This window comes from Clostridium oryzae (genome assembly GCF_002029235.1).
In the GTDB taxonomy this organism is placed as follows: domain Bacteria; phylum Bacillota; class Clostridia; order Clostridiales; family Clostridiaceae; genus Clostridium_AE; species Clostridium_AE oryzae.
The window spans coordinates 23,647-35,566 of sequence record NZ_MZGV01000043.1 but is presented as its reverse complement, the minus strand read 5'-3'; the positions used below and the strand labels follow the sequence as shown (position 1 = coordinate 35,566).

Sequence of the window (11,920 nt, the reverse complement as noted above, 5' to 3'; positions counted from 1 at the left end):
CCTTATCTATTACTATATTATTGCCCATAATTACAAAATAATCATAAGTTATTTGCCAATTTACTTACTTTGAATGTTTATTTTAATAGTATCCCTATCATAAACATTATATTCATTGTTTATTCGAATAAATCCTTCTAACACGTTTGAAACAACATTATTCTTAAGTGCTTCTTCATTATCTTGACTTAATACATTATAAGTGATATCATATTTGCTTCCAGGGCCACTATTTTTCCATGGCATAAACTGGATAGGTCTTGATGCTTCCTCAATAAAATTCCCCTGAATAGTAGGATTTATTGCTCCGCTGGCCAGTATACCTCTATATATTCCACTTTTATTAGCCACATTTTTTATTTCATTGTTCTCTATGACTGTGTCTTTCCAATTCATTACCCTGATAGCATCACTTCTCGTGTTTTCGATTTTGTTATCTCTTATTACAACACTTTGATGATACTCTCCGCCAGAGTATTTATGAGTCCCTACAGCTCTATCTAAGTTAATGAATTCATTATTAGTTATGTATATATCCTTATCAGGAGTCTTATCATATTTACTCCACTGCTGGCTCCACCCGTTAGTGGTCCTATCTGGAGTATCAATATTTATAGCTTCCTTATTTAGATTAGGCGAAGGCTTAGATCCTTCAAATCTATTGTTAGCTATTGTGGCGTTTTGAGTGGCATCTATTTCAATAAAATGGCCGGTATTGATATTTTTAAAGTGTATGTTTTCTATTGTCAGGTTTGTGTTGTGACCTGCTATTATAGCCATACCTTCTTTATAATACTTCATATCAATAATTGCAGTACCTTCACCAATTATTCGTATATTTTTTTCTCCGTTATATTCACCATATATTCCTTTTTTAGCTGAATATGATGGACGAATTAACTGAAACATTGAATGAGAAGAGACAAATTTACTTGTACCAGTTTTATTACCCTTAACTAACTTAACTCCATCTTTCAGAATGATTGTTACGTTCGAAGGAACAAACAACACATTGCTTATAGTATAGGTACCTGATTTAAGGATAAGCGTGCCGCCGCCTTTCTTTTCAAGTCGTTCTAGATACGAACGAAGCATATAATAGTTCTTTGTGTATTTATTATATGTAGTATATTTCAGTATTTTTTTGTCAATAGCCTTGCTACTTGGACTAACACAATAATTAGGTAAATCTGTTGCTAGAACCTTATAACCGCCGATATTAATAAGACCAACTACTACAACTATTGCAGTAAGAAAATTAATAAATTTTGTTATCATCTGTAACCCCCATACAAAAATAATATATAATATTACAATTAATAACAGTATTATATAATTATTTCTCTCCTAAGTCCAGCTCACGTCAATATGTAATGCACATGACCTCATTTATATTTTAGTTGGTAGTCCAACCTTCACAGCTGCTGGTAGAAGTACTGCTCCTATAAGAGCTACTGCAGGTGATGGCCAGAAAAACCATGAAATTATCATCATCAGTATTCCAGTTACCCAATATGCTAGAAATGGCGTTTTTATCATATTTTTAAATGGTCTAACCATATACTCGTTTATGCCTGTAGTCATAAGAACTTTACTCATAGCTGTTATTACAGATATTATTAGTATCGTTCCCATAAGTTCTTTAGCCGCATATATAAAGCTATTAAATACTGCCATGATAGATTTAGGGATTGAATAAGTTGAAATCAGAGCTATTGCTAGAATTCCTATTATACATATCACAGTGGTATCTCTTCTTTTTACCATAAACACAATTATTGCTAGTATGAAGAACAGATATAACCAATGTATCATTGTAAGCTCCACCATTTTTTTACCTCAAATTATTATTATAGTATAGAATATGCCCAGCAAAGAAATGGGTTCACTAAAGTAAAAAATGGTTACACCCTATGTCGGCCGGTTACGTTCATTAAGCAATTACACCACATCTTTTATGCAAATTTCCTAATTAAGGCAAACTCGGCTACGCCTCAAACATTGCCCTAATCTTAACAAAAATTTGCTAACAATTAATAAATTCACTCTATATCTCCGTTGGTTAAAGGCCTAAATGGCCTTTAACGGGTTATCTGCGAATGATAATGAGCGTGCTTAGATAACCCCGACTGTAAACATTTCCTGTGCCATAACTCTTAATATTCACAAAATACTTTTATTTTATTGATTTTTTGGTAAAAAATAAAAAATCCCCTGAGGGATTTTTTATAATTTAATTATTCTTTATCTTTTAGTCCATCATCTAGAGTATGCCAGGACAGTACAGCACACTTAACTCTTGCTGGCATATTGGATATGTTCTTTAATGCTGCAGCTTCATCTAATACTTCAAGCTTTTCGTCATCTGTAATCTCTCTTTTTATCATTCCTAAAAAAGTATTAATAAGATCTTCAACTTCTGATACTGGTTTCTCTTTTATTAAGTCTATCATCATAGATGTAGATGCTTGAGATATTGCACATCCTACCCCTGTAAATGCAGCATCCTTAACAACATTGTCCTCCACCTTAAGTTCTATCTCAATTTCATCACCACAGCTAGGATTTCTGCCTTTAAGCACCATATTAGGTCTATCTATATGACGCTTATTCCTGCTGGAACTATTATGCTCCATTATTAATTCTGTATAGATATCACTAAGATCCATAACCTAACCACTTCCTTACTCCTTTTAAACTCTCAACAAATATATCTATATCCTCTATAGTATTATAAAAATATACGCTCATTCTGCAAGTAGCATTAACTCCTAAATATTTCATAAGTGGTTGGGCACAATGGTGTCCAGCTCTTATAGATACTCCATTACTATCTAATATAGATGCTACATCATGCGGATGTATGTCCTTAACATTAAAAGTAAGTACTCCTGTTCTTGTAGCTACATCTTGAGGTCCATATATAGTAACATAAGGCAGTTCTCTTAATTTTATCATCGCATAATTCATTAATCCTTTTTCTATAAGCTTTATGTTATCTATACCAACTTTATTTATATATTTAATTGCTTCGTGTAATCCAAGCGCCCCTTCAACGTTCTGAGTACCAGCCTCAAATTTTTGAGGAAGTTCAGCAAAAGTAGCACTTTGCTCTTCTACATACTCTATCATGTCTCCACCATATAAAAATGGAGGCATTTTTTCAAGTAATTCCGTTTTTCCATAAAGTACTCCGATTCCCATTGGTCCTAACATTTTATGACCTGAAAAAGCTAGAAAATCAGCATCCATTTCCTTCACGTCCACACTCATATGAGGTACACTTTGAGTAGCATCTACAACTACTATTGCTCCAACCGCATGAGCTCTATTAATAACTTCCTTAACCGGATTTACAGTTCCGAGTACATTTGATACATGTGTAATACCTACTATCTTAGTCTTTGAGGTTATTTTACTTGCAATTTCATCCTCAGTAAGAATTCCTTCTTCATTTACGTACATATATTTAAGAGCAGCTTTTTTTGCTTTCGCAACCTGCTGCCATGGTATTAAATTACTATGATGTTCTGAAATAGATATAACTATTTCATCGCCTTCATTAATAAAGTTCATACCATAACTATAGGCTATTAAGTTGAAAGATTCAGAGGCGTTTTTAGTGAATATTATCTGTTTACTATCTTCTGCACCAATAAATTCCCTTACTGCCTCTCTGCTGTTTTCGTATATCTCCGTAGCTTTTACACTAAGATAATATGCTCCTCTATGTGGGTTTGCATTATATAAATTATAATATTCCTGCATAGCTTTGGTAACGGAAAGAGGCTTCTGAGTTGTAGCAGCATTATCTAAGTAAACAAGTCTTTTCCCATTTATAGTTTGATTTAAAACAGGAAAATCTATCAAATAATTATTTGACATTCACTAATCTCCTCCTTATATACTCTGATATATCACCTTTTATTTGTTCTACAGGTATCCTTTCCGTTATTGGATTAAAGGATGCTTCAACAATAAGTTTTTTAGCTTCAAGTTCACTAAGTCCTCTGCTCATAAGATAGAAAAGCTTATTTTCATCTATTTTACCCGAACTTGCTGCGTGTTGACCTTCTACATCTTCTTCTTCGCAAAGCATAAGAGGTATAGATCTATTTCTGACTTTTGGACTTAATAGTACTGTGTATTCTTCTTCTCCGCCCTTAGCACCTTTAGAACCTTTTTTAAAATCCAGAGTACCTCTGAATATTTTTTTAGATTCGTCAAGAAGAGCACCCCTTGTTTGAATATCACTCAAACTATTTCTGCCTTTATGTGTAATAACGTAATTAATATCTACATCCCTATCTTTATCACCAAGATATACGGAATATATTCCTGCAAAGCTTCTGTCACCTTTTAAATCTATATTACAGTTGGTTACAGAATTTCTACACCCCAGTTCAACCAATACGTTATTTACTTTACCATCATCTTCAACCGATTCAATTATAGAATCTATCTGAACATCTTTTTCATCCATAAGCTGTACCTTTGTAAGATTCACTACTGCACCTTTTTTAGCAAACACTCGTGTTATGCCTGTATGGAAAGCCTCTATATTCTTTGCTTTATATAATATGACTACATTTATTTCACTGTTTTCTTGTGCCACTATTATATTATTATCTACTATTACTTTATTATTTTCATCAAATATATAATTTAGTATTAGAGGCTCCTTAATCTTTTTGCCGCATTCCGCTTCAAAATACCAGCCGGAATTAAATTCACTATCAGCAATATTAAAAAGTTTCTCGCTTACTCCTTTACTTATTAATATATTTTCTAAAAATCTTAAATCCATAGTATTCTTTGTAAGGTCTATAGCTTTTAATCCTTCGCAGCCTTCATTTTGAAAAGCAGAATTATGGTAGGGAGTTATTTCTGGAAACTCTGCATCAATATTTTTTTCATTTACCCCAAGCCATCTCCATGTTCTTACAGGTATCTTATTTATATCCTTAAGTAATTCTGTCATTTATTTCCCTCCTATCCAATGCTACCTTCCAATTCAATATTTATAAGATTATTCATTTCAACTGCATATTCAAGCGGAAGTTCCTTAGCTATAGGTTCTGCAAAACCTCTAACTATCATTGCTTTTGCTTCTTCCTCACTTATTCCTCTGCTCATAATATAGAAAATAGCGTCATCACTTATTCTTCCTATTTTAGCTTCATGCCCGATATCTACTTCATCATTTAATATATCCATTGTCGGAAGTGTATCTGATCTTGAAATATCATCCAACATCAAAGACTCACAGGATACTGTTGATTTACAATGATGTGCATTTGATGCAACTTTTACAGAACCTCTATATACTGCAACTCCTCCGCCTTTAGATATTGATCTAGTACTTATAGCAGATGAAGTATATGGCGCAGCATGAACAACCTTAGCTCCTGTATCTAGATGCTGACCAGCGGCTGCAAAAGTTATTCCTGTAAATTCTGCTTTGGCTCTCTCCCCTTTAAGCACACTCATTGGGTAAAGCATAGAGATTTTAGAACCAAACGAACCTGATACCCATTCTATCTTACCATCTTTTTCAACCAAAGCCCTTTTTGTGTTTAAATTAAGCATATTTTTTGACCAGTTTTCTATTGTAGAATATCGTAATGTAGCTCCTTCTTTAACATATAATTCAACGCAGCCCGCATGAAGATTTGTTACATTATATTTAGGTGCAGAACAACCTTCTATAAAATGAAGTTTTGCACCTTTGTCTACTATTATTAACGTATGTTCAAACTGACCTGCTCCTGGCGAATTTAATCTAAAATAAGACTGAAGAGGTATATCCACGTTAACACCTGGAGGTACATATACAAAAGAGCCGCCTGACCAAACTGCTCCATGCAAAGCAACAAATTTATGATCACTAGGAGGCACTAATTTCATAAAATATTCTTTTACCATGTCGCCATGTTCTCTTAAAGCAGTTTCCATATCTGTGTACACTACACCTTGCTTTACTAAGTCTTCTTTTATGCTGTGGTAAACAACTTCAGAATCATATTGTGCTCCTACCCCTGCTAATGATTCTCTTTCTGCCTGTGGTATACCAAGCCTCTCAAAAGTATCTTTTATCTCATCAGGCACTTCTTTCCAGTTACCTTTCATTTCTGTATCCGGGCGAACATATGTAACTATGTTATCCATATCCAGCTCATCCAATGAAGGTCCCCAAGTTGGCATAGGAGTTTTATTATAAGTTTCCAAAGATTTTAGTCTGAACTCTTTCATCCATTCTGGATCATTTTTTTCTCTTGAAATATCCAGTACTATTTTCTCAGTAAGTCCAGAAGATACTTTGTAACTAAATTTATCTTCGTTTTTGATATCATATAAACCTCTGTCTAATTCTTCTACATAGGTTTTTTTCTTCTCCATGCTCTCACCTCTTTCACAATTAAATTATTGAAAAACCTTTTTCGTTGATCTCTGTAGCCAATGAACTATCTCCGGTCTTTACTATTTTCCCATCCATTAGTACATGAACAAAATCAGGTTTCAAGTTTTCAAGTATCTTATTATTGTGAGTTATTATCAGCACAGCATTATTCTCGTTCTTAAAATGTCCAACTCCTGCTGATACTATCTTAACGGCATCTACATCTAGTCCTGAATCTGTTTCATCAAGAATAGCAAGCTTAGGATTAATCATAAGCATCTGAAGAATTTCATTTTTCTTTTTTTCCCCGCCTGAAAATCCAACATTAAGGTATCTTGATGCATAGCTTTGATCCATTTTTAGCTTTTCCATATTAGCCTTTAATTCTTTCTTAAAAGCCATAATTTTTATAGGTTTATCAGTTATAGCCGATCTTGCGCTTCTAAGCAAATTTTCAACTGTGATACCTGAAACCTCTTGTGGTGTTTGAAAGGACAAAAATATTCCTCTTTTAGCTCTTTCATTTGTTTTAGCTTCTGTTATATCCTCACCTTCAAAACGAATTGAACCAGCTGTAACCTTATATTTGGGATGCCCCATAATGATATTAACTAGTGTAGATTTACCAGCACCATTAGGTCCCATTATTACATGAACTTCACCTTCATTTATTTCAAGGTTTACACCCTTTAATATCTGATTATCTTCTACCTCTGAACATAGATTTTCTATTTTCAATAAATTCTTGCCCACGTTATCACCTCTAAATAATTCCGAGTATATTACTCTGATTTCTATTTATATTCTATAATTGATTAATCCTGTTGTCAACACTAATATAGTAATTGCGACATTAATATATAGTAAAAACACAACCCCTTCAAATTAAAGGGATTGTGTTTTTTACTGCTGCTTATTTTTAATTATTTTATTATTCATCACCGTCATAATAGTCAAGGAACGAATGTTTCTCCCCATGACGTTCCCAGCCTAGTATTGCATCCATACTAACATTCTGAGCAGACTTAAATATAGATTTTTCTACGTCAGGGAATCCTTCTTTTAACTTCTTTATCATATCCTTTATTTCATATCTCTTGTTACCAATCTTTTTAGCTGCAACCATACAAGCACAATTTAGAGGCCATATACCGCTCTTCTGAGTAAACCTTTGAATGTGGTCCTCCTCTATATAGTAAAGTGGTCTTATAAGTTCCATATTTTCAAAATTCGTAGATTTTAATTTTGGCATCATAGTTTTATAATTTCCAGAGTATAGAACGTTTAAAAGTACTGTCTCTATTACATCATTATAATGATGTCCCAAAGCCACTTTATTGCAGCCTAACTCTTGTGCCTTTGAATAAAGCGCTCCTCTTCTCATCCTTGCACACATATAACATGGATAATCACTTGCTATCCTATCCGTAACTTCAAATATTCCAGAATCAAATATTTTAATAGGTATGTTAAGGTATTTGCAGTTATCTTCCATAAGTTTCTTTATATCTGGATGATAGCCTGGATCTGCTACTATATATTCAAGTTCTATATCATACAATTTTATTCTCTGAAGCAGTTGAAAAAGCTTAGCCATTAACATGCTGTCCTTTCCTCCAGATACCGCTACAGCTATCTTATCACCATTCTCAACAAGCTTATATTCTTTAATCGCTTTTAAAAATTTAGACCAGATCTTTTTTCTATATGTTGTCGTAATGCTTCTTTCTATTTCCTCTAATGGCTTTCTCTCATTAAAAGGTATAAGAATTTCACAGCCTTCACCAGCTGTATTACTCATATTATCACCCCTGTGTGTAAGAAAAGAGTACAGAGTAGAGAGTAAAATGGTGAATGAAATTCTGCTGAACAGAATTTCTGCCTTAACTTTTCTCTTTTCTCTTTTATCTTTTCCCTTTATTTCATTTCATTTATTAATTGTCCAATAAGCTGCTTTACCGTGGTCATTTCATTAACTCTATACGCATTCTCACCACAGAATATTAATCCATTGTCTACGTCACCATTTACAGAATTAATAAGAGCTTTAGTAATACAATAAGGTGTTGTAGCAGGTTCACATTTACTTATACACCTATAACATTTCTTTACTGGAATTCTTCCTTCCAGCGTTCTCTTTACAAAAGGATTTCGAATTGCTCTTCCAGGCATCCCTACAGGACTTGAAACAATCACTATATCATCTTTTTTACTGTCTATATAAGCCTTTTTAAAGTTTATATGAGCATCACACTCCTCAGTAGCCACAAATCTTGTAGCCATCTGTACTCCATCTGCTCCTAGACTCATTACTCTGTTAATATCTTTTCCATCATAAACGCCACCGGCTACAATAACATATATCTTTTTATTATATTTTTCTTCATATGTAGCAACTACCTCTTTTACCTGAGGAATTATCTCATCTACAGCTATATCTTTTTCAAGATCATCTTTTGAAAATCCAAGATGTCCTCCGGCTTTCGGTCCTTCTATTACCACAAGATCTGCCGTCCTGCCATAATGCCTATCCCACATCTTAAGTATGACATTCGCAGCTTTCTTAGATGATACAATAGGTGCAATTTTAATATCCGAGCCTTTTACTAAACCTGGCAGTTTCATAGGAAGTCCTGCACCTGAAATTATAAGATCGGCTCCTGATTCTATTGACGCTTCTACATATTCATCATAAAGATCCATAGCCACCATTATATTTACTCCTATTATACCACCATTAGCTTGTTCTTTGGCCTTTATTATTTCTTTCTTCATTGCTCTAATGTTGGCCTCGTTAGGATTTCTCTCAAAATCTTCTTCTTTAAATCCAATTTGAGCAGCAGAAATAATACCTATTCCACCTTCTCTAGCTACCGCAGAAGCTAAGCCGGACAGTGAAACGCCTACACCCATCCCACCTTGTATTATTGGCACTCTAGTTTCTTTATCACCGATTTTTATATTATTTATTTCCATATTATTGTATCCACCTCAGAATTTATTTTTGATATTCTAAATTACAAAATTATTATATTATAAAACATTTTCAAAGTAAAACACTTTAATAGCAAAAGCGTGTCTCAACATTTTATAGTGTTATCATCTAGTAATCATAACTATATCATACATCGTTAGTAATTTCAATGGACTAGCTTTATTTTTTTATAACATTATACCTATATGATAATGCATAAGCGTTTAAATTATTTTATAGGTAAATATAAATGACTGCAACATTAAAGCATCTGATATTACACAAAAAGAAATGTTGTGGCACTACAGAGATTGATCTGTTCATCAAGCACTTGTAGCACAAATTTTATGTAAATTTGTGCTACAAGTGCTTGATTCACTCTATATATCCTTCGTGCCACAACATTTCCTATGCACTGACTCTTATTATTCACAAAATACTCTTATTATAAGTTAGTTTTCACCTTTTTCTTAAATATTCTTTAACTAGAAACTTAATTAGTTTACTTGGCTGCTCTTTTACAAACTCTGCTTTATCGCCAAATACCATTGCGTATGGTGCTTCAGCAGTATAAGGTTCCCACTGCGGCATATCCTCTCCTGTAGAATCTTTTCCGTTTGGATTTCCTGAACGAATAAAGTTAGCCCAGTAATTACACATCTGACGTGCAAGATCGTAATGTTTGCCAACAAATGGTCTCCAACACTTAGCCAGTGTTTCAAAAAAGAACCATAAATCTACAGAGTGAAAAGTTCCTGGATTATCCCATCCCGGTATTTCCGCATCAAAATTATAATAATACAGAGGTATGTTTGCACCAGTATCAGTATTTGCCTGACCAACAATACGTATAGCATATTCAATACTGCTCACAGAAGCTCTTTTTCTTACCTCTTCTATACCTCCAGACTGAACTTGACATAGTTTAAGATATTCCTCTGCGTCCTCTCCAAACATTGCAGCCGCCATATCTCTAAATTCATCAAGAGTATTTGCCTTTGGAACACTGAAAAATTCAGAAGAAGTTTGTCCTAAAAGTATTGGTACCATCAAACGCTTGTTTTCAAGAAAAAGTTCAAGTGCATTACCTGTACAGAAGACATTATCAACAACTGTACCCCAGAATTCCTTATATTCTAATGCTTTGTCACGAATATATACAGCATCTAGCTGACGTGCTTCCGCAAGAGAATTGACTCCTAGAAATTCAAAAAATTTCGTTCCCTGCTGTTCTGCTTCCTTTAATTCCTGTCTTAACTTAAACATAAGGTTATCTGGATAAAGTGTTGTAAAAATACCACTCTCTACAATAGCTTTCTGGCAAAACCCTTTGTTTTGAGGCGAAGTAAGCTGACTTAATACGCTTCCGCCACCGGCAGATTGGCCTCCAATGGTAATATTTTCAGGATCACCTCCAAAGGCTGCAATATTGCGTTTTACCCATTGCGTACCAGCCTGCTGATCAAGATGTCCAAAGTTTGCGGGTGCTTCTGGTGCTTCTGCAGTTATTTCAGGATGACATAAAAAGCCAAAGGCATTTAAACGATAATTTATTGTTACAACAACGATACCTCTGCGAGCAATTCTCTCGCCGTCAAACTCCATCTCTGTTGTACTTCCGACTTGAAGTCCTCCGCCAAAGTACCATACAAGCACCGGCAGTTTTTCGTCAACACTGCATGCTGGTGTCCATACATTCAAATATAGGCAATCCTCATCCATAGGAATATCTGTGTCCACAGCCCATTCTCTAGTATATATATTATTCTTATCAATAACTGTGGGAGCCTGCATAGATGTTGGTGCAAATTCGAAGGCTTTTAAAACGCCCTCCCAATCTTTAGCTGGCTGAGGAGCACGCCAGCGGTTTTTGCCTACGGGCGATGCCGCAAATGGAATACCTTTAAAACTCGTTATACGCGCATCTCCTGCCGGCAGTCCCTGAACGATACCATTTTCAACTTTTACTGTTCTAAGCATATTGAACACTCCTTTCATTAATAAATTATTAAATCCATGTCATTATTAAGAACACAGCATCTATCAGATTCATAGACAAAATCCGCCAGGATAACGAATAAGAGACGTATTCAGTTCCCTCATCAATTTCAGCATATCCTTACAGAAGCCTTGCTCATCAGCTTGGGCAATAGTGAAGTCCTTGTCCACCTTCAATTTTGCTCTCTTCATAATAGCCTCCTTGTTCTTCATAATGCAAATTATAGAATATCAACTTTTGCAAAACAATGATATATAATAATGTAAAATTGATATATTATAATATATATTTCATATTCAAATTCCTTATTGATTTTTAAATCTTAAGTTTCATCAAATACTAGATATCCATTATACCGAACTAAATATCCTAAAAAATGATACTGTAAAAATAACTATTGTATTAGTCTTTTGGTAGGCCATTATGCAATAAATATCCATATGAAAACAACATCAAGCCATATGTAACTGCTCATATATGTGATTAAATTATTTTGGATGCAACATTTACACAATATTTGTCATTGACAGTATTGAAATATTTTAAT

Annotated in this window: 11 protein-coding genes; all 11 read right to left on the bottom strand. The window is 34.0% G+C overall.

What is annotated here, in order from left to right; all coding sequences use genetic code 11:
- Positions 1 to 60: 60 nt before the first annotated feature.
- Positions 61 to 1,278, bottom strand: coding sequence for a glycoside hydrolase family protein (locus CLORY_RS16335; protein WP_079426453.1), 1,218 nt, complete (start codon positions 1,276 to 1,278; stop codon positions 61 to 63).
- 111 nt (positions 1,279 to 1,389) lie between these two features.
- Positions 1,390 to 1,815 (bottom strand): hypothetical protein, encoded by a 426-nt coding sequence (locus tag CLORY_RS16330; RefSeq protein WP_139376069.1) that lies wholly within the window; start codon positions 1,813 to 1,815, stop codon positions 1,390 to 1,392.
- Positions 1,816 to 2,237: 422 nt separating this feature from the next.
- The gene (gene sufU, locus CLORY_RS16325; protein ID WP_079426450.1) at positions 2,238 to 2,669 is read right to left on the bottom strand and encodes a Fe-S cluster assembly sulfur transfer protein SufU; all 432 of its coding nucleotides are present in this window, start codon (positions 2,667 to 2,669) and stop codon (positions 2,238 to 2,240) included.
- Positions 2,659 to 3,885: a cysteine desulfurase gene (locus CLORY_RS16320; RefSeq protein ID WP_079426448.1), complete on the bottom strand. Its 1,227-nt coding sequence runs from the start codon at positions 3,883 to 3,885 to the stop codon at positions 2,659 to 2,661. The genes sufU and CLORY_RS16320 overlap by 11 nt, the downstream gene beginning before the upstream one ends.
- The gene (gene sufD / locus CLORY_RS16315) at positions 3,875 to 4,981 is read right to left on the bottom strand and encodes a Fe-S cluster assembly protein SufD (RefSeq protein ID WP_079426447.1); all 1,107 of its coding nucleotides are present in this window, start codon (positions 4,979 to 4,981) and stop codon (positions 3,875 to 3,877) included. The genes CLORY_RS16320 and sufD overlap by 11 nt, the downstream gene beginning before the upstream one ends.
- An 11-nt stretch (positions 4,982 to 4,992) precedes the next feature.
- A complete protein-coding gene (gene sufB, locus CLORY_RS16310) occupies positions 4,993 to 6,399 on the bottom strand; it encodes a Fe-S cluster assembly protein SufB (protein ID WP_079426445.1) in 1,407 nt (468 codons plus the stop codon).
- A gap of 19 nt (positions 6,400 to 6,418) precedes the next feature.
- A complete protein-coding gene (sufC, locus tag CLORY_RS16305) occupies positions 6,419 to 7,153 on the bottom strand; it encodes a Fe-S cluster assembly ATPase SufC (RefSeq protein ID WP_079426443.1) in 735 nt (244 codons plus the stop codon).
- Positions 7,154 to 7,331: 178 nt separating this feature from the next.
- Positions 7,332 to 8,201, bottom strand: coding sequence for a tRNA 2-thiocytidine biosynthesis TtcA family protein (locus CLORY_RS16300; RefSeq protein ID WP_079426440.1), 870 nt, complete (start codon positions 8,199 to 8,201; stop codon positions 7,332 to 7,334).
- A gap of 116 nt (positions 8,202 to 8,317) precedes the next feature.
- A complete protein-coding gene (locus CLORY_RS16295; RefSeq protein WP_079426438.1) occupies positions 8,318 to 9,376 on the bottom strand; it encodes an NAD(P)H-dependent flavin oxidoreductase in 1,059 nt (352 codons plus the stop codon).
- A gap of 457 nt (positions 9,377 to 9,833) precedes the next feature.
- On the bottom strand, positions 9,834 to 11,354 hold the full coding sequence (locus CLORY_RS16290; RefSeq protein WP_079426436.1) for a carboxylesterase/lipase family protein: 1,521 nt from the start codon (positions 11,352 to 11,354) through the stop codon (positions 9,834 to 9,836).
- Positions 11,355 to 11,423: 69 nt separating this feature from the next.
- Positions 11,424 to 11,564, bottom strand: a complete 141-nt coding sequence (locus tag CLORY_RS23350) for a hypothetical protein (RefSeq protein WP_169911655.1) — start codon at positions 11,562 to 11,564, stop codon at positions 11,424 to 11,426.
- Positions 11,565 to 11,920 lie beyond the last annotated feature (356 nt).